The 23,356-nt window shown below is 35.4% G+C and carries 24 protein-coding genes; 19 read left to right on the top strand and 5 right to left on the bottom strand.

The window, feature by feature from the left end:
• Positions 1 to 88: 88 nt before the first annotated feature.
• The 14 genes from phnC (at position 89) to ABH955_RS00275 (ending at position 15,520) form a co-directional block, all read left to right on the top strand.
• Complete coding sequence (phnC, locus tag ABH955_RS00210) at positions 89 to 862, top strand: phosphonate ABC transporter ATP-binding protein (protein WP_002033479.1); 774 nt, start codon at positions 89 to 91, stop codon at positions 860 to 862.
• The gene (phnE, locus tag ABH955_RS00215) at positions 859 to 1,653 is read left to right on the top strand and encodes a phosphonate ABC transporter, permease protein PhnE (protein WP_002137773.1); all 795 of its coding nucleotides are present in this window, start codon (positions 859 to 861) and stop codon (positions 1,651 to 1,653) included. Before phnC ends, phnE (ABH955_RS00215) begins: the two co-directional genes overlap by 4 nt.
• Positions 1,653 to 2,456 (top strand): phosphonate ABC transporter, permease protein PhnE, encoded by an 804-nt coding sequence (gene phnE / locus ABH955_RS00220; RefSeq protein ID WP_002066554.1) that lies wholly within the window; start codon positions 1,653 to 1,655, stop codon positions 2,454 to 2,456. Before phnE (ABH955_RS00215) ends, phnE (ABH955_RS00220) begins: the two co-directional genes overlap by 1 nt.
• Before the next feature lie 301 nt (positions 2,457 to 2,757).
• Positions 2,758 to 4,758, top strand: coding sequence for a transketolase (tkt, locus tag ABH955_RS00225; protein WP_002087884.1), 2,001 nt, complete (start codon positions 2,758 to 2,760; stop codon positions 4,756 to 4,758).
• Positions 4,759 to 4,914: 156 nt separating this feature from the next.
• Positions 4,915 to 5,355: a sporulation inhibitor of replication protein SirA gene (sirA, locus tag ABH955_RS00230; protein ID WP_002014415.1), complete on the top strand. Its 441-nt coding sequence runs from the start codon at positions 4,915 to 4,917 to the stop codon at positions 5,353 to 5,355.
• Between the two features lie 78 nt (positions 5,356 to 5,433).
• A complete protein-coding gene (locus tag ABH955_RS00235) occupies positions 5,434 to 5,655 on the top strand; it encodes a YneF family protein (RefSeq protein WP_001132292.1) in 222 nt (73 codons plus the stop codon).
• 124 nt (positions 5,656 to 5,779) lie between these two features.
• Positions 5,780 to 7,531, top strand: a complete 1,752-nt coding sequence (locus ABH955_RS00240) for an ABC transporter transmembrane domain-containing protein (protein ID WP_404443914.1) — start codon at positions 5,780 to 5,782, stop codon at positions 7,529 to 7,531.
• Positions 7,531 to 9,294 (top strand): ABC transporter ATP-binding protein, encoded by a 1,764-nt coding sequence (locus tag ABH955_RS00245; protein ID WP_404456529.1) that lies wholly within the window; start codon positions 7,531 to 7,533, stop codon positions 9,292 to 9,294. Before ABH955_RS00240 ends, ABH955_RS00245 begins: the two co-directional genes overlap by 1 nt.
• A gap of 198 nt (positions 9,295 to 9,492) precedes the next feature.
• Complete coding sequence (locus tag ABH955_RS00250; RefSeq protein WP_113936929.1) at positions 9,493 to 10,539, top strand: GH25 family lysozyme; 1,047 nt, start codon at positions 9,493 to 9,495, stop codon at positions 10,537 to 10,539.
• Positions 10,540 to 10,679: 140 nt separating this feature from the next.
• Positions 10,680 to 11,714, top strand: coding sequence for a nuclease-related domain-containing protein (locus tag ABH955_RS00255; RefSeq protein ID WP_113936930.1), 1,035 nt, complete (start codon positions 10,680 to 10,682; stop codon positions 11,712 to 11,714).
• A gap of 112 nt (positions 11,715 to 11,826) precedes the next feature.
• Entirely contained in the window at positions 11,827 to 12,396 is a 570-nt protein-coding gene (locus ABH955_RS00260; RefSeq protein WP_404456532.1) for a hypothetical protein, read from the top strand.
• Between the two features lie 220 nt (positions 12,397 to 12,616).
• Positions 12,617 to 14,344, top strand: coding sequence for an S-layer homology domain-containing protein (locus ABH955_RS00265; protein ID WP_404456535.1), 1,728 nt, complete (start codon positions 12,617 to 12,619; stop codon positions 14,342 to 14,344).
• Positions 14,345 to 14,509: 165 nt separating this feature from the next.
• Entirely contained in the window at positions 14,510 to 14,656 is a 147-nt protein-coding gene (locus ABH955_RS00270) for a BC1881 family protein (RefSeq protein ID WP_002033491.1), read from the top strand.
• 108 nt (positions 14,657 to 14,764) lie between these two features.
• Positions 14,765 to 15,520 carry a sulfite exporter TauE/SafE family protein gene (locus ABH955_RS00275; protein ID WP_002128564.1) on the top strand — a complete coding sequence of 252 codons (756 nt, stop codon included), beginning with the start codon at positions 14,765 to 14,767 and terminating at the stop codon, positions 15,518 to 15,520.
• 320 nt (positions 15,521 to 15,840) lie between these two features.
• Here the strand turns inward: ABH955_RS00275 and ABH955_RS00280 are convergent, their stop codons facing one another.
• On the bottom strand, positions 15,841 to 16,041 hold the full coding sequence (locus ABH955_RS00280) for a DUF3903 domain-containing protein (RefSeq protein WP_113936933.1): 201 nt from the start codon (positions 16,039 to 16,041) through the stop codon (positions 15,841 to 15,843).
• 141 nt (positions 16,042 to 16,182) lie between these two features.
• Between ABH955_RS00280 and ABH955_RS00285 the strand changes: the two genes are divergently transcribed.
• Positions 16,183 to 16,596 (top strand): NUDIX hydrolase, encoded by a 414-nt coding sequence (locus tag ABH955_RS00285; protein ID WP_242248016.1) that lies wholly within the window; start codon positions 16,183 to 16,185, stop codon positions 16,594 to 16,596.
• Positions 16,597 to 16,608: 12 nt separating this feature from the next.
• On the opposite strand, the gene ABH955_RS00290 is transcribed toward ABH955_RS00285, so the two are convergent.
• Together ABH955_RS00290 and ABH955_RS00295 are read right to left on the bottom strand one after the other, a co-directional pair.
• Complete coding sequence (locus ABH955_RS00290) at positions 16,609 to 17,286, bottom strand: LrgB family protein (RefSeq protein ID WP_404456538.1); 678 nt, start codon at positions 17,284 to 17,286, stop codon at positions 16,609 to 16,611.
• Positions 17,283 to 17,648: a CidA/LrgA family holin-like protein gene (locus ABH955_RS00295; RefSeq protein WP_000872360.1), complete on the bottom strand. Its 366-nt coding sequence runs from the start codon at positions 17,646 to 17,648 to the stop codon at positions 17,283 to 17,285. The genes ABH955_RS00290 and ABH955_RS00295 overlap by 4 nt, the downstream gene beginning before the upstream one ends.
• A gap of 150 nt (positions 17,649 to 17,798) precedes the next feature.
• Here ABH955_RS00295 and alsR point away from each other — a divergent pair, with 150 nt between their 5' ends.
• Positions 17,799 to 18,707, top strand: a complete 909-nt coding sequence (gene alsR, locus ABH955_RS00300; protein ID WP_002066566.1) for an acetoin biosynthesis transcriptional regulator AlsR — start codon at positions 17,799 to 17,801, stop codon at positions 18,705 to 18,707.
• Positions 18,708 to 18,799: 92 nt separating this feature from the next.
• On the opposite strand, the gene ABH955_RS00305 is transcribed toward alsR, so the two are convergent.
• Positions 18,800 to 19,399, bottom strand: a complete 600-nt coding sequence (locus ABH955_RS00305) for a histidine kinase (protein ID WP_404443932.1) — start codon at positions 19,397 to 19,399, stop codon at positions 18,800 to 18,802.
• Positions 19,400 to 19,575: 176 nt separating this feature from the next.
• On the opposite strand from ABH955_RS00305, the gene ABH955_RS00310 reads away from it, so the two are divergent.
• The 3 genes from ABH955_RS00310 (at position 19,576) to ABH955_RS00320 (ending at position 22,097) form a co-directional block, all read left to right on the top strand.
• Positions 19,576 to 20,151: an FtsX-like permease family protein gene (locus tag ABH955_RS00310; RefSeq protein WP_404443934.1), complete on the top strand. Its 576-nt coding sequence runs from the start codon at positions 19,576 to 19,578 to the stop codon at positions 20,149 to 20,151.
• Positions 20,152 to 20,245: 94 nt separating this feature from the next.
• On the top strand, positions 20,246 to 21,157 hold the full coding sequence (locus ABH955_RS00315) for an ABC transporter ATP-binding protein (RefSeq protein WP_002014392.1): 912 nt from the start codon (positions 20,246 to 20,248) through the stop codon (positions 21,155 to 21,157).
• Positions 21,150 to 22,097, top strand: a complete 948-nt coding sequence (locus ABH955_RS00320) for an ABC transporter permease (protein ID WP_002128553.1) — start codon at positions 21,150 to 21,152, stop codon at positions 22,095 to 22,097. Before ABH955_RS00315 ends, ABH955_RS00320 begins: the two co-directional genes overlap by 8 nt.
• Before the next feature lie 21 nt (positions 22,098 to 22,118).
• Here the strand turns inward: ABH955_RS00320 and ABH955_RS00325 are convergent, their stop codons facing one another.
• Positions 22,119 to 23,279, bottom strand: coding sequence for a M20 peptidase aminoacylase family protein (locus ABH955_RS00325; RefSeq protein WP_404456541.1), 1,161 nt, complete (start codon positions 23,277 to 23,279; stop codon positions 22,119 to 22,121).
• Positions 23,280 to 23,356: the final 77 nt, after the last annotated feature.

Genomic DNA, 23,356 nt, shown 5'->3' on the forward strand with positions numbered 1-23,356 from the left:
GGAAATGGCGACTAACTGGAAAGTGTGTGATTTCAGTTAGTTTGCCGTTTTTCAGTTATTGATAATACATAGAAGGTAGGTAAGATGTGTGATAGAGTTTCGAAATGTTTCCAAAGTGTATCCGAATGGTACAAAAGGATTGAATAATATAAACTTGAAAATTCAAAAAGGTGAGTTTGTTGTAATGGTCGGGCTATCCGGTGCTGGAAAATCAACACTTCTTAGATCGGTAAATCGCCTTCATGAAATCACAGAAGGAGAAATCATTATTGAAGGGGAGTCTATTACTGCTGCAAAAGGAAAAGGATTACGACGCATGCGCCGAGATATTGGTATGATTTTTCAAAGCTTTAACCTTGTGAAGCGATCAACGGTACTGAAGAATGTATTAGCTGGGCGGGTTGGATATCATTCTACATTGCGTACAACGTTAGGTCTGTTTCCGAAAGAGGATGTGGAGCTTGCATTCCAGGCGCTGAATAGAGTGAATATCTCAGAAAAAGCATATGCACGAGCTGATGAATTATCAGGGGGACAACAGCAACGTGTATCAATTGCTAGAGCATTGGCACAAGAAGCGAAAATCATATTGGCAGATGAGCCTGTTGCTTCGTTAGATCCTCTGACAACAAAGCAAGTAATGGATGATTTGAAGAAAATTAATGAAGATTTTGGAATTACGACAATTGTAAACTTACATTCTATTGATTTAGCGAGGCAATATGCTACTCGTATTATTGGATTACATGCTGGTGAAATTGTTTTTGATGGATTAGTAGAAGAGGCAACGGATGAAAAATTCGCTGAAATTTATGGGGACGTAGCTCAGAAAAGCGCATTATTAGAGGTGGCAGCTAAATGAATGAAGTGACGATATATTCGAAATCGATACCGAAGCCGCCGAGTAAATTGAAACATATGTTAACGGTTATTTTAGTTATTTTACTGTTGTGGGGTAGTAGTGTACAGGTCGACGCATCATTTTCAAAACTAGTAGTTGGTTTTCCGAATATGATGGATTTATTGAAGGAAATGGTGCCACCAGATTGGAGTTATTTTCAAATTATTACAACAGCAATGTTAGATACAATACGTATGGCGATTATTGGAACGACTTTAGGGGCGATTTTAGCCATTCCACTTGCACTATTTGCGGCAAGTAACGTATTCACTAGTGTATTTTTGTACAGTCCAGCTCGATTGATTTTAAATTTTATACGAACAATACCAGATTTATTATTAGCGGCTATTTTTGTAGCGATTTTTGGAATAGGACCACTTCCAGGTATTTTGGCTCTTACTTGTTTCTCCGTTGGACTCGTAGCGAAATTATTGTATGAGTCAATTGAATCAATTGATCCAGGTCCATTAGAAGCGATGACAGCTGTAGGAGCGAATAAGGTGCAATGGATAGTTTATGGGGTCATTCCGCAAGTGAAAGCGCACTTCGTCTCCTATGTACTTTATACATTTGAGGTGAATGTACGTGCAGCAGCTGTTCTAGGTTTAGTAGGAGCTGGTGGGATTGGATTATATTATGATCGTACACTTGGATTTTTACAATATCAACAAACTGCTTCTATTATTATTTATACCCTTGTTGTTGTATTGCTAATTGATTATATAAGTACAGCGTTGCGGGGGAAATTATAATGAGTAAAACGACAATAATCGTACCAAAACCGAAGAAACCGAGTATATATCGCTGGATTATTTTTATAGCACTTACAGTTATATATGTATGGGCCTTTTCAGGAGTCCCGTTAGAGGGAATAAAGAATACGGCGGGAGAAATTACAAAAGCAATTATGACAGGCGTATTGAACCCAGATTGGTCGTATGTATCTTTGCCAGATGGTGAAGATTTATTACACGGTTTAATTGATACGTTGGCAATTGCGATATTAGGTACATTTATTTCTGCTTTTTTATCTGTTCCATTTGCTTTTTGGGCGGCAACGAATATGAGTAGTGGAAAATTAACTTCAGGAACTGGGAAATTTGTACTTAGTTTTGTTCGTACATTTCCTGAATTAGTTATGGCTCTTTTATTTATAAAAGCTGTTGGTCCAGGCTCTTTTGCCGGAGTTCTAGCTTTAGGGTTACACTCTATCGGAATGTTAGGGAAACTATATTCGGAAGGAATTGAAAATATAGATAAGGGACCGACGGAAGCGTTAATAGCAACGGGTGCAAATCGGTTTCAAATACTTTGGTATGCCGTATTACCACAAGTGTTACCGGATTTTCTATCGTATACGTTATACAGGTTTGAAATTAATGTACGATCCGCTGCGATTTTAGGTGTTATTGGAGCAGGTGGTATTGGTACGCCATTAATTTTTGCACTTAGTTCACGTAATTGGTCTCGTGTGGGAATTATTTTATTAGGTATCATTTTAATGGTAATTATAATTGATTTTATTTCAAGTTCTATTCGTAAGCGGATTATTTAATTTGTTTTAAAAGCATCTAATTTAGATGCTTTTTTGTATTTTTAAAGGTTATCAAAAGGGAGATATATCAGAAATTAGTATATTTGTATAAAAATACAGATAATTATATTTATTTTTAAAATAAAAACAATTAAAAAGTATGTCATATTGAATGCCCATACATTCCCTGAATCACTGTGTTTTTTATGAAAAATCAAAAAAACATCAACATATTTGTCGATACATGTTGTATAATCTTGCGTGGGAAGCTATCATATAAATGTATAAAACGTTTACTAACATACGCGAAGGGAAGAATAGCATGTCACATTCAATCGAACAACTTTCTATCAACACGATTCGCACATTATCCATTGATGCGATTGAAAAAGCAAACTCTGGTCACCCAGGAATGCCAATGGGTGCAGCACCAATGGCTTATACATTATGGACTCAATTTATGAAACACAATCCAAATAACCCAACGTGGTTTAACCGCGATCGTTTCGTATTATCTGCAGGTCATGGCTCAATGTTACTATACAGTCTACTTCATCTATCTGGTTATGACTTAACAATGGATGATTTAAAGAACTTCCGTCAATGGGGAAGCAAAACTCCAGGACATCCTGAGTATGGTCACACAGCAGGTGTAGACTCAACAACTGGTCCACTTGGACAAGGTATTGCAACTGCTGTAGGTATGGCAATGGCTGAAAGACATTTAGCGGCTAAATACAACCGTGATGCGTATAATGTAGTAGACCATCATACATACGCTATTTGTGGTGATGGAGATTTAATGGAAGGCGTTTCTGCTGAAGCATCTTCATTAGCTGCTCATTTACAATTAGGTCGTCTTGTTGTACTTTACGATTCAAACGATATTTCATTAGATGGCGATTTAAATCGTTCATTCTCTGAAAGTGTAGAAGATCGTTACAAAGCATACGGATGGCAAGTAATCCGTGTTGAGGATGGAAATGATATTGAAGCAATCGCAAAAGCAATTGAAGAAGCGAAAGCTGACGAAAAACGCCCAACGCTAATTGAAGTAAGAACGACAATTGGTTTCGGTTCTCCAAACAAATCAGGAAAATCAGCTTCACATGGTTCTCCACTTGGTGTAGACGAAACAAAATTAACGAAAGAAGCATACGCTTGGACTGCTGAACAAGACTTCCATGTAGCAGAAGAAGTATATGACAACTTCCGTAAAACAGTACAAGATGTTGGTGAAACGACGCAAGCTGCGTGGAACACGATGCTCGGTGAATATGCACAAGCATATCCAGAATTAGCAAACGAACTGCAAGCAGCAATGAACGGTCTTCTTCCAGAAGGTTGGGAACAAAGCTTACCAACTTATGAATTAGGATCAAAAGCAGCAACACGTAATTCTTCAGGTGCTGTAATTAATGCAATTGCAGAGTCTGTACCATCATTCTTCGGTGGATCTGCTGACCTTGCTGGTTCTAACAAAACATACATGAATAACGAAAAAGACTTTACAAGAGCTGATTACAGCGGAAAAAACATTTGGTACGGTGTACGTGAGTTCGCAATGGGTGCAGCAATGAACGGTATCGCACTTCATGGCGGTTTAAAAACTTACGGTGGTACGTTCTTCGTATTCTCTGACTACTTACGTCCAGCAATTCGTCTTGCAGCATTAATGCAATTGCCTGTAACGTATGTATTTACACATGACAGTATTGCTGTTGGTGAAGATGGTCCAACACATGAACCAGTTGAGCAATTAGCAGCGCTTCGTGCAATGCCAAATGTATCTGTTATTCGTCCAGCAGACGGTAACGAATCAGTTGCAGCTTGGAGACTAGCTCTAGAATCTACAAAAACACCAACTGCATTAGTGTTAACTCGTCAAGATCTTCCAACATTAGAAGGTGCAAAAGACGATACTTATGAAAAAGTAGCAAAAGGTGCATATGTAGTTTCTGCAAGCAAGAAAGAAACTTCTGATGTAATCTTAATTGCAACTGGATCTGAAGTAAGCTTAGCAATCGAAGCGCAAAAAGCTCTAGCAGCAGACGGCGTTGATGCAGCTGTTGTTAGCATGCCATCTATGGATCGCTTCGAAGCTCAAACTGCTGAGTACAAAGAATCTGTACTACCAAAAGCAGTAACGAAACGTTTCGCAATTGAAATGGGTGCTACATTCGGATGGCACCGTTACGTAGGCCTTGATGGAGATGTACTAGGTATCGACACATTCGGTGCTTCTGCTCCTGGTGAGAAGATTATGGAAGAGTATGGATTTACTGTAGAGAACGTTGTTCGTAAAGTAAAAGAAATGCTTTAATGATTTTAGAAAAATCTCTCCAGCATGGGGAGATTTTTCTATGTAATTGAGTTTTTTCGACAGGAAAAGTTTTTTCTCTCTCCGTAGTCAGACAATCATTGCAAATCTTCTCTTATATAATGTAGGGAAAAGGTTGTCCAGATCGGGAGGGGAAAAATGAAAACGTATGAATTGTATTTAATTCAAGAGGATATTGCGAAAGCTTACTTTGGTCGTGAATATTTGTTTTTTGATTTATTTGCTCGATTTTCAGAATCTGGGTTCCTTTCGGAGAAGAAAGTATTATATAAACAAATGACGTATATTACGATGCCGTTACAAGTAATGAAAATTCATCATAAATTAGAACAAGCTTTGCGTGTTCTTGGTAAATATGAAAGAACAAATCATACTCATACGCTTTATACAGGAGCCGAATACGGAGAAATAATGGTGAAACCACAATATATTCGAATAAATACTTCTGGAAATGTATCCATGGAAACAACTTTCTTTGAGGTGCTTAGAAAGTGTGAGTTAACATTTTTAGCGATGGATTATGAAAATAAAAAGTACGGTTGGTTAAATCCTCTCAAACAAGTACGAACATATGTGTAAAAAATGTCGAATAGTATCTTGTCTTATTGAAAAGGTTTTAGTACACTGTAAGGTAGACAACATGAAGGAGGAAAAGATATGCCAATGTGGTTAGGTATTCTAGTGGGCGTAGTAGCACTAGTAGCAGGCGTGGCGTTAGGATTTTTCATTGCCCGCAAATACATGATGAATTACTTACAAAAAAATCCACCAATTAACGAACAAATGTTAAAAATGATGATGATGCAAATGGGACAAAAACCTTCCCAAAAGAAAATCAATCAAATGATGAGCGCGATGAACAAGCAACAAACAAAATAAGCGCCAAAGGGCACTCTTACCGAGTGCCCTTTTCTTTTGGTTATAAAACATATTTAAAACTTTTAAATATTCTGTATTTTTGTTACACTGAAAACATCGCTCATTTTAAGGGAGGAGGATAAATATGAAAGTGTTTTTTAATTTAGCTTGGTTTTTTAAGCAAGAAAAACGAGCGTACATAATCGGAATTATTATGTTATTTGGTGTCGCGCTTCTTGAACTTGTAGCGCCAAGAGTACTAGGGATTGTAGTAGATGAAATTAATAGTGGAACATTAACGTCTGAAAAATTGTTGAACTGGGTTATTCTATTAGTAGTTGTAGGAATTATGATGTATATATTACGTTACTTATGGCGTATTATGATTTTTGGATCTTCTTTAAAACTAGCTCGTCAACTGCGAAAGAATCTATATGAACATTTTACTAAGATGAGCCCATCCTTTTATCAATCACGTCGCACAGGCGATTTGATGGCACATGCGACAAATGATATTCAGGCGATTCAGCAAACTGCGGGGGCAGGTGTTTTAACACTCGTTGATTCATTAGCTGTTGGAGGATGTGTACTCGTAGCGATGGGATTTACAATTAGTTGGAAGTTAACGTTATTAAGTTTAATTCCGATGCCAATTGTAGCTATTTCTACAAATTATTATGGAACTTTATTGCATAGAAGATTTCATAAGGCACAGCAATCGTTTTCTGAAATCAATGATAAAGTACAAGAAAGTATGAGTGGGATGAAGGTAATTCGCTCACTTGGACAAGAGAAAGAGGATTTGCAATCGTTTCGGAAGAAATCGGAAGATGTCGTACATAAAAATATGCTAGTCGCACGTATTGACTCGTTATTCGATCCAACGATTGCTCTAATTGTCGGATTTTCATTTTTAATCGCAATTTGTTACGGATCATTATTAGTTGTACGGGGCGAATTAACTGTAGGGGAATTAGTAACATTTACAACATACTTAGGGACACTTGTATGGCCAATGTTAGCTTTTGGATGGCTATTTAATATTATGGAGCGTGGACGTGCTTCGTATGATCGTGTGGAGAAAATACTTTCACAAACTTCAGATGTAGTGAATAAGGAAAATGCTATACATACTATAGCAAGTGGTGATGTTTCGTTTGCTGTTGATTCGTTTTCTTATAAAAAGAATGAACTATTAAACTTAAAAGATATTTACTTTAACTTAAGAAAAGGTGAAACGTTAGGAGTTGTAGGGCGTACCGGTGCAGGGAAGACGACGTTATTAAAATGTTTAATTCGTGAGTATGACCACTTTAATGGTGAATTAAAAGTTGGTGAGCGGGATATTCGAGATTTAACACTTCACGGTGTACGCTCTGCAATTTCATACGTACCGCAAGATCATTTTTTATTTTCAGCGAGTATTGGGGAGAACATTGCTTTTGGAAAGGCCGATGCTACATATAAAGAAATTAGCAGGGCTGCTGAGATTGCTTGTATTCATAATGATATTATTCAATTTTCGGAAGGATATGAAACGGTAGTAGGAGAAAGAGGGGTTTCGCTATCAGGAGGCCAAAAACAGCGGATTTCAATTGCACGTGCGTTATTAACGAATGCTGAAATTTTAATTTTAGATGATTGTTTATCAGCTGTAGATGCAAAAACAGAAGAAACTATTTTAACTGCATTGAAACGAGAAAGAGCAGAAAAAACGACGATTATTACTGCGCACCGTTTAAGTGCGATTCAGCATGCAAATTTTATTCTTGTTATTGATGAAGGTAAGGTTATGCAGCGAGGAACACATGAACAACTAATGAACGAAAATGGTTGGTATAAGGAAATGTATGAAAGCCAGCAGTTAGAGGCGTTGGTGGAGAAAGGAGGCGTATGATGGCTGAGAAAAAGCGGAGTGATTTAAGGCGATTGCTTTCTTATATGAGACCATATAAAAGGCTATTAGCGTTAGCATTTTTATTTCTAGTTGGTGCAACTGTAACTGAAATGATGGGTCCTTTTTTAATTAAACAATTTCTTGATGAACACTTAGTACCACGTAGCTTTGAACAATCAGCACTTGTAACCCTATTTGTAGTGTATATTATTGCTCATTTATTAAAAGTATTATTTACTTATTTAGACTTATTGTACTTTCAAAATATCGCTTTTAAGATTGTCCAAGATATGCGAGTTGAAGTGTATGAACATGTTCAAAAATTGTCATTAAGCTTCTTTGATCGTACGCCGATTGGTACGCTCGTATCTCGCATAACGAATGATACAGAAGCGATTAAGGATTTTTATGTTAGTGTACTATCAACATTCGTGAAAAATGTAGTCTTTTTAGTAGGGATTTTAGTAGCGATGTTTTTATTAGATGTAAAATTAGCGCTATTTTCGCTCATATTAATTCCGGTAATGTTCGCAATTATGGTGTTGTATCAACGGAAAAGTGCAGCTTTTTATTTAGAGGTACGTAATCAGCTGAGTATATTAAATGCAAAGTTAAATGAGTCCATTCAAGGTATGAATATTGTTCAGGTGTTCCGGCAAGAAAAGCGGATGAGAAAAGAATTTGAAGAAGTGAACAATAAACATTTTAGTGCTGGACGTCGTACATTGAAATTAGATGCATTACTTTTACGTCCAGCAACAGATCTTGTTCATATTGTAGCAATTGCGTTAGTACTTGGTTTATTCGGAATCGATGCTTTAAAGAGTCCTGTTGAAGTAGGGGTTTTATATGCTTTCGTTAACTATATTCATCGTTTCTTCCAGCCGGTAAATGAGATGATGATGAAACTATCTTTCTTCCAACAAGCGCTTGTTTCATCATCGCGTGTATTTCATTTAATGGATGATAAAGATTTAGCTCCTGTTCAAATGGGGAGTGAACAGCCAGGAATAGCTAATGGGGAAATTCAGTTTAAAGATGTTACTTTTTCATATGATGGAAAGCGTGACGTTTTAAAAAATGTATCTTTTCACGTAAAGCCAGGGCAAACGGTTGCTTTCGTAGGGCATACTGGTAGCGGAAAGAGTACGATTATGAATTTATTAATGAGATTTTACAATATTAAATCAGGAAATATTGTAATAGACGGAGTAGATTTAGAGAAGTTTGAAGAACAAGAAATTCGAAAGAAAATTGGTCTTGTGCTGCAAGATGCATTTTTATTTGCTGGAAATGTAAAGCAAAACATTCGTATGTATAATGAAGAGATTACGGATGAAGAGATAGAGGAAGCAGCGCGATTTGTGCAAGCGAATACGTTTATTGAAAAATTACCAGAGCAGTATGATACAGAAGTAGTCGAAAGAGGAGCTGCATTTTCTAGTGGTCAAAGGCAATTAATTGCTTTTGCTAGAACGATAGCAACTAATCCGAAAGTATTAGTGTTAGATGAAGCGACGGCAAATATTGATACAGAAACAGAGGAGGCTATCCAAACGGCATTGCAGCAAATGCGAAAAGGCAGAACAACGATAGCGATTGCGCACAGATTGTCTACAATCCAAGATGCGGATCAAATATTTGTTATGCATGAAGGGGAAATTGTAGAAAGCGGAACACATCAAGAGTTACTTAGTGAACAAGGACTTTACTACAATATGTACTTACTACAAAATAAAGGGAGTTTGCAAAAGGCTTTGTAATTACAAGGCCTTTTTTGCGGTGTTAAAAGTGTATTAATGGAGTTTTTGGTGAAGGGTGGTTTCAATTTCACTTTTTTCTTAAACAACTCGACAAAATAAATGTATTAGAACTTTATTACTATAGCATAAAAGTCGTGTCCACTAACTGAAGTTGTACATATTGTATACGGAATAAAAAAATTTGATAGGAGCTTTTATATGCAAAATAGATCCAGTTCAAATGTTACGTTTATCGATGTGTCTCATTGGGAAGGAAACATCGATTGGAATGCTGTGAAGTCATCTGGTATTCCAGCGGCGTATGCAAAAGCGACGGAAGGTGTGAACTATATTGACCCTACTTTCGTTCAAAATGTACAAGCTGCGAGAAATGCGAATGTATTAATTGGTGCATATCATTTTGCGCACCCAGAACAAAATGATGCCATTTCAGAAGCGAAATATTTTGTGAATATATTACAGAGTAATCAGACGGACTTAATTCCTGTTTTAGATTTAGAATCGCCAACGGATACTAGCAATAGTAGTTTAACGGGTGCGACTATATCGAATTGGGCAAGAAGTTTCGTAAATTATGTGAAACAAGCTACTGGGAAAAATGTAATGTTATATACAGGAGTTTGGTATATTAATGAATTTGGAATTAGCGGATTAAGTGACATTCCACTATGGATTTCCAGATATTCTAGTATACCGCCTGCTGATGCTGGTGGATGGACAGAGTGGACAGCATGGCAGTACACAGATTCTGGGCAAATTTCAGGTGTAGGAAATTGTGATGTATCAGCAGCTGTTTCATTAGAAGCTTTACAAGGAAATGGAGCAAGTGGTGGAGGTAATGTTCCCACGCCTAATAATGCGACTCCAGTATACGGAGTTGCTGTAATTAATGGAGATAATGTGAATTTACGAAGTGGACCATCTATACAGTCTAGTGTAATTCGCCAATTGAATCGTGGCGAATCGTATGAAGTTTGGGGAGAACAAGATGGATGGCTTTGTTTAGGGACAAATCAGTGGGTATATAATGATTCAAGTTATATTCAGTACAAACATTATGTGGCAACTATTACTGGCGATAATGTGAATCTGCGAGACGCTCCATCATTAAACGGGAATGTTATAAGACAGTTACATCATGGTGAATCATATCGAGTATGGAGTAAGCAAAATGGATGGCTTTGCTTAGGGACAAATCAGTGGGTATATAATGATTCAAGTTATATTCAGTATGGTGTACAATAAAGTGAACTTAAAAGGTATCTCGACTGAGGTGCCTTTTATTAAAAATATATAATTTTTACAAAGTGTATATTGAAAGCATAGTATAATATAATGGATATATTTATAAAAAATAATCGAAAATGAAATAAAGGAGTAGAAGTATGGATTATGTGCTAATAGGTGGGATTTTAATATTATTAGCTGCAGTGTTTGTACTGTTTTATAAAAATAAACAGTTAGAATCAGAGAGTCAGCAAGTAGAATTTGAAAAGAAACAAGCGATTGAAACGTATGAAAGTGAAATTGCAGCTACGATTACAGATCATAAAGAACAACAAAGTACTTTAAAGAATATGGAACAGAAAAAATATAATGATTTACAAGTTAGTACAGCTAGAGAACTTGAAAATATGCGTATGATGAAAAATCAACTGGCTGTTCAACATAGTAAAGAACGTAGTGAAATGCAAGATAAGCATAGTAATGAACTACATATGTTTCAAAATTTAATTGCGGATTTACGAGAGTATACCAAAAACGGTGCTGAAGTGAATGCGCATGAAACATTACATTATATGAAACGAGGTTTTGTTGAGCAAGGAATTATACTAGAAGATGAATTTCATATTATGCCGAACGTTTTTATGATACGCAATAAATCTAGACATAAACGTGACATAAACGAAAATCGAATCCATCACCTCATTTTATGTAAAACTGGTATTTATCTACTTGAGACGAAAAAATGGACAGGGAAATTAATCCATGGCTTAACGAGAGAAAATGCAGGTATATATTCATTTATGATTGAGGAAATTGGCAAGCATCAACATGAAATTGAAAAAGAAGAGACATTTGAATTTATTACGGATGGAACGTCATTAACTTTGCAAGTAAGAAATGAAGGGAATCCAGCGTATAAAGCGAAAATATTATCTCAAACTTTATATAATTGTTTGGAAGAAATGCAAATAGATATTGTAAAGGAAAAAATAAAACCGATTGTATATTTTGAAAATGAGAATGGAAAAGAAGTTATTGATCTTTCTAATGAAGAATTGCCGAGATTTAAAGATAGAGAGCAAATTGTAACGTTTTTCAGAAATGAAGTTTTAACAAGTAAAGTAATATATACAGCACAAGAACTAAGAAAGATTAGAGATATGATTGGTCAGATGAATTATGTCGCGAAGTAAAACTTTAATCAGTAGGGTTTTATGGGCATCCCGGCTCCTACCCTGTACAGCCGAATTTTGAGGTGGGAGTATAACTGTTTGCAAATAGCGGGATAAAGAAGGTGTTATTTGGATGGAGAAAGGTAAAAGCTCTATATTGTGGGGAATATTGTACATTTATTTTTGTTTGTATATATTAATGTATCTTGTGTTTATCTTTGTTATCGATATGGTTCATGTGCCATTGAGTGTAATGAGTATGTTTGTGGTAGTAATGCCTTTTATTTTATTAGTTATTATTCAAAAGTTTATATTACATGTATCAGCAAGACGTGATAAAGATAAGAAACAACTGTTCACTGTAATGATGGTTGCTCTCATTCCATTGATAGTATGCACTGTACAATTAAGTGTAAATAAATATACTTCAAACTTTAATCAGGATCGGTGGTTAAATTATGAAGAAAAACGAGTACATATGGTAGATGACCTATTACAGCAGCATAAATTGATAGGGAAATCAAACGAGGAAATCATAAAATTGTTAGGGGCCCCTACGAAAACAAGCAGTTTGGAAACGGGAATTACTACACTATACTATCTTGGGAATGAACGTAGTTTCATTCCTATAGATAGTGAATGTCTTATTTTGCAATTTGATAAAGATGGTAGAGTTATAGAGTATAAGGTACAACGAGATTGAAATAGTGAGAGGAGAAGCTATATCTTTTATAGCTTCTTTTCTATATTCCAATATAGAAAAAGTAGGCAAATAGTAGTCATTCCTATCTATACGAATGAGATAGAGTTTGTTATATTGTAAAGGGTTATTTAGTTTAGAAGTTTGCTAGATAGTCTTAAATATTTTAGATTAGGGAGGGAAGTTAACACGAATTAAGATATAAACGTGTTAAATAATTAGTATGAAAAAAGGATTTTATAATGTTTTAGCTGCATCAATTGTATTTAGTATGGTAACGATTCCAAGTTTTTCCTATGCCGACACAGTAGAAAAGACCGTAACGATTTCAACAGACGAGCAAGCATTAAAAAGTATTGAAAGCCATATGAAAGATGAAGATGGACGTGGAGAGAGCAAAGGAATAACAAATGAAGTACAAGGAGATTTTTTTGTACATATAATAGGTTCAGCATCTTTATTTGATTCTGCTGAGTTACAAAAAGCGACAGGTGTTCAGCTTTCTAATCAAGTAGTGAAAGCCGAAAAACAAAAAGGAAACGCTTACTATATACAAACAGAATCTGGAGCTGGGTGGATACAAAGTAGTGAAGGAAATGTAGAGGTTAAGGAAGTTTATCACTTGGCAAACGAAAAATTAGTAATTAATGAAGAGACAGCTACATATTCCGCACCATTTAATTCATATAAAGACGAGAAAGTGTTACAACCGCAAACAATTATTGCAATTGGACAAGTTGGAGAGTGGTTCCAAGTCCAAATAGATAATGAGGTGAAATGGATTTATTCACCTTCAGCAAAATTTGAGGGTACAAAAGCATCTCTTATTCAAAGCACAACTCCAACTCGTACGAAACGTGCAGCGGTTATGTATACTGCACCAATAGAAGAGAAAACAACGGATATTTACGGTGTACCATTAAAGGAAATGATTGTACCAACAGGTAATGAAAATATTCGTCCAGGTTATGCGATGAAACCAAAATACATTACAATTCATGAGACGGATAATTATAGTGTTGGAGCAAATGCTAGAAACCATGCACAATATTTATACAGCCAAGCAACAGGAACGACTGATCGTTCAGCATCTTGGCATTTTACAGTAGATGATAAAGAAATTTATCAACATCTACCATTAAATGAAAATGCTTGGCATGCTGGAGATGGAGCAGAAGGAACTGGTAACAGAGAATCAATTGCAATTGAAATTGCTGTCAATCAAGATGGTGATTATAATAAAGCTGTGGAAAATGCTCGCAAACTAGCAGCCTATTTAATGGGGGAATTAAATATTCCCTTAGAAAATGTGAAAAAACATCAATTTTGGAGCGGAAAGGATTGTCCGGCCATTATGATAAGGAATAATGCGTGGGAGCCATTTTTACAGGGAACGAAAGCTTATTATGATACGAATCATAAAGATGATATAACTGGCGGTTGGTATGAAGCAGATATTCGTGAATTAGATAAAAGAGGTATTATGGTTGGAGACGGGAAGGGTTCTTACTGGCCAGAACGTCTTGTAACACGTGGTGAATTTGCGAATTTAGTTTCAAGATCATTGCAATTACCAGAGGGGAAATCGAATTTCAAAGATTTAAGCACAGCCCATCCATCGTTAGTAGATGGTATTAATCGTGCAGCTAGTGCTGGGATTATAAGTGGACGAGGAAATGATATATTTGCTCCGAATGATACGATTAAACGTGATGAAGCTGTTATTATGATTGATCGTGCATTGCAATACAAAAATATAAAAGGTAATTTAGTTTCATTACCATTTACGGATCAAAATTTAGCGTATGATAAACAGGCGGTTCAACGTGTTTATGGGTTAGGTATTGTAAAAGGGAATGAGAATAATGAGTTTATGCCAAAAGGTTCTGCAACACGTGGGGAATCGGCAGCATTTATTAATAGAATGTTAAAAGTAATAGAGAGTAAATAATGGAAAGGCATTCGCTTTGGCGAGTGCTTTTTATTTTTCAATATGTTATAGAAAGGGGATGTGAATTTTGGCTGGAATAAGGAATGAAAGTGGAGGTGATGCATATATTTAGATGCATTGGGTAATTTTTTGTAATTTCGTATAAAATGAAAAGGAGGTAGGGCGGTGAAATCAATACCGACTGATGTCCTGAGTAAGGAATTGATGGAAAGAGAAGGGGTTATATCTATTACAGTGATGGAATTTGAAAAGATAGAAGTGGCCGGAGTAGTTGTTTCTGGTCCAGCTGTTATTTTGATTAATCAAGAGTAAGTACATATTATTAATATAGAAAAGTAGAAAGAGCATCCGCTTAGGGTGCTTTTTGTTTGTATAGAAGTGTGTATATGATAGATAATTGGGATATTGGAGGGGAATTATGTGGCAATTATTATAACAATGTTATTAATGGGAGTTTTATTAGGATTTGTCGGAGCAGGGGGAGCAGGATTTATCATCGCGATACTCACTCTAGTATTCCATATCCCTATTCATGTTGCTCTTGCAACATCTTTAACTGCGATGGCATTTACGACATTATCTGGAGTAGTAAGTCATTACCGAGAAGGGAATGTTGTGCTTGTAATAGGCGGAGTTGTTGGGGGATTTGGCGCGTTTGGATCCTATATTGGTTCAAAGTTTGGTTCGTTAATACCAGCACATCTGTTGCATTGGTTTACAGCTGGTATGTTATTTTTATCGGCAATTTTTATGTTTATTCGGTTGATTATGTTTCAAAAAAGATCACAGTCATCTTTAAAAGGGCATAAAGAACTTTCGAAAGATAACGTGATTAAATGTATATTCCTCGGATTGGTGACTGGAATTTTAGCAGGTGCATTTGGTATTGGCTCAGCACCTTTTATCCAACTCGGATTAATGGTTCTATTAGGTTTAACAATCCGTCAATCTGTAGGGACGACAATGCTCGTTATATTACCAATCGCAATTGGAGGTGGGTTTGGATATAGTTCGGAAGGGTATTTAGATTATGTATTATTAGTACAAGTTTTAATCGGGACAATGTTAGGAGCATATATAGGAGCTAAGTTTACAAATTATGCACCTCGCATGCTTCTAAGGTTTTCGATGATTATGACACCAATATTAGCTGGATGTATGTTGTTAGTAGATTAAAGAGAATATATAGAAAACTATTAATATATTTTACGAATGAATTATATAAGTAATTCATATTTCCCATATAAAAGGATTTGCTTTAATATAATGAGTGTAAAGTTCGAGTATTCGAAGTATTACTTGAATTATATCCCTATCCCTTTTCTAAAAATGCGAACAAGTTTTGCCCTATTCTATTCAATAGTTTATTGTATAGAAATATATTGTTCGATGACCATTATGGAACGCACATAATGGGTAAATCCCGATCCTTAAAGAGGATGCCCCTAATCTTCATGTGAAAATATGATCGGATAAGAAAGCTGGCCAATTTATGGTCAGCTTTCTTTTTGTTCAATGAGTAAGACTTCTTTAATTTCTGTTTGCAATAATAAAGTTTTTCCGAAGCGACGTTTACATTCAGCTCGTACTTTTTGAATGGCTAGTAGCTGAGAAGTAGCAGGCACTGTGACAATGGCTTGCCGAGGTTTTCGGTTTTCTTCACAAAAAACACATTCCACAACATATTTAGAAATCATAATTTCATCCTTCCGGTTTGAATTTCTAAGAAGGGACTGCTCATGAAGTTGATGTAAACTTTCGGCATCTTTTTACTTATTTCCTCTTTTTTCAAAGGGGAAATAAAAAAGAAGACGAATTTTAGTAGGGGAGGGATGTATATGGAGAGATGGATAGGTACGGCAGCTATTTGTATGAATGAAAGAAATGAAATTTTAATGGTATTGCAAGGAAAAGAAGGGGAAGAAAAAAGGTGGTCTGTCCCAAGTGGAGGACTTGAAAAGGGAGAAACACTAGAAGAATGTTGTATCAGGGAAGTTTGGGAGGAAACAGGCTACAATGTGGAGGTTGTAAATAAAATATACGAAAAAGAAGGTATTACATACGGGATTCCGGTGTATGTTCATTATTACTTTGTTAAAAAAATAGGCGGTAATATGAAAATCCAAGATCCGGATGAGTTAATACATGAGATTGATTGGAAAGGGATACATGAAGTTGGAAAATTAGCATTAGCTTTTCCGGAGGATTACGAGCTAATATACCGATATATAAATAAAAAAGCAAGTGTGTAAATACTTGCTTTTTTAGTGTATCCAAGATAAGAAAAGTGGAACGATAACTAAACTAGCTCCAGCTGTTAAAAGCATTGATAAACTTGCAATTGTACCTTCTACAGGACCGATTTCAAATGCTTTTGATGTTCCAGTCCCATTCGCGCTAGTACCTAGCATTATACCTTTTGCGAGCGCTGTTTTAATACGGCATATGCGTATGAGTGTAGGACCGAATAAAGCTCCAGTTAAGGCAGTTAATACAACGAAAACTGCTGTTAATTGTGACATGCCGCCAATCATTTCTGAAATAGCCATTGCAATAGGTGTTGTTACAATGTGCGGTGCTAAACTTTGTTCTATTGTAGAGTCAATTTGAAAAAAATTAGCTAGTAGTGCGGAAGTAATAACAGATAGAAAAGAACCGACAATGACATTAATTAAAATAGCAGTGCCGTGTTTTTTTAATAGATCAAAATGTTTATAGATTGGCCATGCGAAAGCAACTGTTGCAGGTTTTAATAATTCTGTTAGCCAATGACTACCAGATTCGTAGATTTCGTATGGTGTATCTAATCCAAGTAATAAAGCGATTAAAATGATTGGGCATACAAGAAGGGGAGAAAGCAAACTCCAATCCCAGCGTTGATACATTTTTTTAGATACCCAATATGTGAATAGTGTTAATAGTAAACAAAGAAAGCCGATCATTGTGTTGATCCTTTCCGCTTTAATAGCAATTCTGTTAAAAGTCCTGTTACGAGAGTGACACAAAGTGTACTAATCACGATAATTAAAATGAGATCGATTCCATACTGTGATAATGTATCTTTGTAACGAATGACAGCGACTGCAGAAGGGATGAAAAATAAAATAAGTTCTTTTAATAAAAAGTCTGCACCGTCTTGTATCCATTCTTTTTTCACTATATTAAATTTTAATGAGATTAACAATAAAAAAATACCGATTATACTTCCTGGAACTGGGAGGTGTGCCTGTTTTGCAATCCATTCACCTGTCCAAGCGAAACAAAATAATAATAAAATTTGTCCGCTTAACTTCCACCATTTCATACAGTAACCACCTCTTTGTTTTTTACATAAAAATTGTAAAAAGAATTAACAATTTCTACTATACGTTCATTCGAAATATTTGTCTAATATATAAATTATATGTTATTAATATATTAGATGTATTAATCGAAAGTGAAAAGGGTGTCCAAAATGGAATTACGGCATTTGCAGTATTTTGTTGTAGTGGCAGAGGAATTACACTTTGGACGAGCAGCTGCTCGTTTACAAATGACACAACCACCGCTTAGTCAACAAATTCAGCAATTAGAAAAAGAAATGGGAGTTATGTTATTTTCAAGAACGAAGAGAAAGGTTGAATTAACAGAAGCAGGAGAAATGTTTTTAAAAGAAGTAAAAAAAGCGTTTGAACAAATTGAAAAAGCAGTAGAAGTTGCACAAAGTGCTCAAAGGGGAGAAGTTGGATCACTTTCAATTGGTTTTGTAGGTGCGGCGATATATGATATTTTACCGTCAATCGTCAGAGAGTATAGAAAGAAATTTCCGAGAGTGTCTGTAGCATTACATGAATTGTCCACACCGGATCAGGTGCATGCACTTCATGATAATCGAATTGATATTGGATTTTTACGTCCGCCAATTCCAACGCAATTACTTGAGTTAGAACCAATTCAAAAACTTTCATGTACGTTATGTTTACCGAAGGCACATCCTCTTGCTGAAAAGGACGAAATACATATCGAAGATTTAAGGGATGAACCGTTCGTATTTATTACGAGACCAGTATGGCCAGCGTTATATGATACAATTTTATCGCTTTGCCGTGATGTAGGTTTTAGTCCGCACATTGTACAAGAAGCAACGGAGTATCAAACTGTTATGGGGCTTGTAGCGGCAGGTATTGGAATTACGGTAATACCTGTATCCGCAAATAAATTGTATAAAACAGAAGTTGTATATAAAGAGTTATGTGATTCTAATTTTGTTGCAGAAATGTCAGTGGCTTATAAAAAAATGAATAACAATCCAGAGTTGTTAGAGTTTTTGAAAATTGCAAGAGAGAAAAAACGAATAGAAATAGGAGATGAGAAGGACGAGTAGTAATCGTGACGAAAAAGCGATTTAATTTATATATATAAAAGTACACCTTATTAAACAATAAAGCGGAAATGCATTTGAGTTGCCTTTCCACTTTATTGTTCTTTTTTTAGCTCGATACTAAATAGATAAACGTGTTCGTTTTCTTTTAAGAGTAACTCAATGCTTGGTTCTTCATCAATTGTAGGGACGATTACAGTATCTTTACTTGTTTTTATTACAGCAGCTAAAATTGTTTTTTGATTGTATTTTACGTTTTTAGTAGATTGAATTGTAGTAGTTACAGAACTATTTACGTTTGGAGGAGCCTCTTCCGAAACAAGTGTTGAACCACCTTCGATATTAATATACCATTGACCTTTTTCTAGTACATCTTTATCAAATTGGAAATGTGGTGCTATGAAAGAAAGCCTTATTTTCTTTTCTAAAAAATGTGATGAGGCTATGTTAGCAATCTCTTTCATTTTTGTACCATTTTGATAATATTCAATCACAGCGTTTAGTTCATCTTTATTGTTTTTGATTGTAACATCATAAAACATTCTATTTCCTTCACCTATAGGAGTCATTTGTAAAATATCAGATTGCTCTTTTGTTAATTTATAAGGTTTAACAGTGGCACCTTCATTGTTTTTTAGTGGGCTACAACTAGTGAGAAGTAGTAAGGATAAGGTAAATAGCAATTTTATACGCATATAATGCTCCTTTCTTTTTTTACAATCATATTATAAATATCCTTTAATTACCATTTTGTGTTCTAGGACTAAAGGCTTAGTAAAGATTCCGATTGAAGTGCGATGTTTAAAATGTCATATTTTTATACACTAGTAGTATAGAATGCGTATGTTATGAAGCAAGGTAGGGGGAAATTATGTCTTTATTTCGGTTAGCGAGAAAAAATATACAAACATTTGCTGCCCAAAGGTTAAAACAATTTATGTGGATTGCTATGAATACAATGCTTTGTTTTTTTATGATATCATTCCGATTTAATGAAGCTGTAATAAGTAAAGCGGAATATACACCTATGTTTGTAAAGTGGTTTTATGCTATGTTTCTATTTATAGTTTTTGTGTGTATTTTCATTACATATAAAATGACAGCTTCTCTTTTACAGATAAGAAAAGAGGAGTTTACATCGAATGAAGTGATGCATATGACAGGAAAAGAAATGTTATGTTTATTATGTCAGGAGCAATTATTAACTTACGGAGGAGCTTTTGTTTTCGGATTAATTCATGGTATGTTATTTTTGAAATTATTTATTATTATTTTTATGAAAGCAGTAGGAATCCAAGGGATAACCAATGCACCGATTACGATGTATGCGGTAGTGATAACAGCAGTTGTTATGATAACCGTCATTATAATATCAATGTGGCAATGTTGTAGGTTTACACAAAGGTTAAAGGGTGAAAAGTCATATGAAACGAGGAGAAAGGCATGAGAAATCATGGCTTTTTCTTCATTTTACACATGTTATTAATCATGATACAGTGGGAAGAACTGAAAAAAAGAGTTAAGAAGAAAGGTTGTATGGAATGATAAATGAGCAAGCGATCGTAAAAGTTGATCGATTAACAAAGCGAATTGGTTCAAAGACGTTAGTAGAAAATATTAGTTTTGAAGTGAAAAAAGGTGAAGTAGTTGGCTTATTAGGACCAAATGGTGCTGGAAAAACGACATTAATGCGAATGATGGTCGGAATGATCCGTATGACAGAAGGGGAAGTATGGATTGATGGTCAATCTGTAAAACAGCAATTTGAAAAAACTGCTGCGAAAATTGGTGCTGTAATTGAGACACCAGAATTTTATCCTTTCTTAAGCGGCTATGAAAATTTAACATATTTCGGACGAATGAATGGGAATGTGACTGAAGAGCGTATCGATGAAGTAGTGCAATTGTTAGGAATGGGACAAGTAATTGACCGTAAAGTAAAAGCATATTCACTCGGTATGAGACAGCGTTTAGGAATTGCTCAGGCACTTATACATAATCCAGATGTATTAATACTAGACGAACCGACGAACGGATTAGATCCTAGTGGTATACATGAAATGCGGATGTACATAAAGAAAATTGCGCATGAACAAGGAAAAGCTGTTCTTGTTTCTAGTCACTTACTCTCAGAAGTTGAATTAATGTGTGACAGGGTTATTATTATTCAGCATGGAGAATATGTCGCAACACAAAATATTCAAAGTGATAAAAAGGAAGAAACAGAAGAAATACATATACGTGTAGATGATGCGAATAAAGCGGCAGAGGTTTTAGAATACGATGTTTTAGTAAAAGAAAACGAATTAATTATAAACGTGAAAGATGAAGAAGTTCCAAATATTCTTCGTACATTGATGGAGAAAAACATTCAAGTTTATCGTGTATATGAAGAAAGAAAAACGCTAGAAGAGCAGTTTTTAGAATTAACAGGAGGAAAAGATATTGTTTAATTTAGTTTATAACGAGCTGTATAAAATATTTAAGCGAAAGCGAACGATTATTCCTTTTGCAGTTATTGCGGTATTAATTATTGGATTAGGATGGGTTACGGTAAAATATTTAGAGCCAGAAACAAAAGGGTGGAAAGCGGATTATACAGAACGCACTGTAGAAATTGAGAAAAAGCTCGGCATGAAAAAAGAGGATATTTTAACAGAAAAGTCAGGAGACGAGCTTGTAAAGGAATACCAGCTTAAAATGAAGCATTTAGATACGAATACAGCGCCAGCAAGTAGTTCTCCGCTTTCATTTATGAGAGATACAGGTTTTATCGTATTTCCAATTTTACTTCCGTTTATTCTCGTATATGCGAGTACGATTTTTGCGAATGAATATAGCTGGGGAACATATAAATTTTTAACAATTCGTCCAGCGAGCCGATTTAAAATTTTAACATCTAAGTTTTTGGCAATCGTTATATTTGCGGCATTATTATTTATATTTAATATGATTTTTTCCGTATTATGCGGGTTGATTATTTATAAATTCCAACAACCAGCTTGGGCTGAATTTGTCGTTCAAAATGGAAATATAATAAAACAAAATATTTTCGTAGAAGCAAGTAAATATTATATTTTATCTTGGTTACCAACTCTTGTGTATGCTGCATTTGCCTTTATGATTTCCGTTTTAACGAGATCGAGCGGAGGTGCAATCGGGATTTCTTTATTTCTTGCATTATCAGGGGGAATAGCGCTAATTCCGGCAGCAAGATATGAATGGGCGAAATATTTATTACCAGCGAATACAGATTTATATGGGCTTTTAAAGGGTGGAAGCTTTATTGATGGAGTAACATTCCCATTTGCTTCTTGTATGCTTCTTCTATACTTAGCTGTATTTTTAGGGGTTTCCTATACTGTATTTATAAAACGAGATTTAACAGCATAAGCAAAAGCCGTTAAGGGTAACTTAACGGCTTTTTGTTTGTAATAATTGATGAATAGCTTCTTCGGCTAATAGTGCGAAATACTCTGCGCTAATAGGCAATGCTTTTTCATCTACTGTAAAAGCTGGATGATGCCATTCATGTGTACCACTTGTTCCCATAAAGACGAATGAGCCTGGTATTTCTTGTTGGTAAAAAGAAAAGTCTTCTCCTGCCATTGATGGTGTAGGAGAGATAACGTTTAGATTCATTTTCTCTGCAATATGAATAGAAAAATCAGTGAGTACTTTATCGTTTTGAACAGCAGGAGGACCTGGGTAAAATCGAAATTCTGTTTTTACACCTAGTGCATCAGAAACGCCTTTAATGATACGTTTCATTAATGCCGGAATCTTTTCACGTGTTTCAGCTTGGAATGTACGGACAGTTCCTTCTAATATTGCTTTTTCGGGAATAACGTTCCACGTATTCCCTGAATGAATGTTTGTTACACTTACGACAGTGTTATGAGAAGAACTAATATTTCGGCTTACAATCGTTTGAAGTGCCATAACGATTTGAGATGATGCAACGATAGGATCGATGCCGGCATCAGGCACAGCTGCATGTGTACCAACACCATGGATTTCAATTTCAAATCGATCAACTCCGGCCATTAGTGGCCCATCTTTAATACCGATTGTACCTACTGGTAAATCAGGTTTATTATGCATACCGAAAATAGCTTGCACGCCACGTAAATGCCCAGCTTCAATAACTTTGCAAGCACCATTACTACTTTCTTCAGCTGGCTGGAATATAAGGCGGACAGTTCCATTAAGAGAAGCTTCTTTTTCTTTTAATAAGTAAGCCGCACCCAATACAGCAGCTGTATGAAAATCATGCCCACAAGCATGCATTTTACCTTGTATTTTTGAAGTGTATGGAAGGTCTGTTTCTTCCTGAATAGGAAGGGCATCGATATCAGCACGAAGCGCTACAACCGGTCCTTTTTTATTACCAGAAATTTCAGCGATAACTCCTGTTTCTAAATTGGAATCAATAATAGTGATATTGGCCTCGTCTAACCAATTTTTTATCGCTTTTGTCGTTTCAAATTCTTCGTATGATAGTTCTGGATTTTCATGTAAATACCGACGAATGGAAATAAGTTTTTCTGTTAATTGATCAGGAATAGATGCCACTTATTATGCCCTCTTTCTTAAGTGAAGTATTTGTATTAATTATACAATAATAAAAGAGAGGATTCTCAAATGAAAAT

The organism is Bacillus sp. RC240, from assembly GCF_044907945.1.
GTDB classification, from domain to species: domain Bacteria; phylum Bacillota; class Bacilli; order Bacillales; family Bacillaceae_G; genus Bacillus_A; species Bacillus_A mycoides.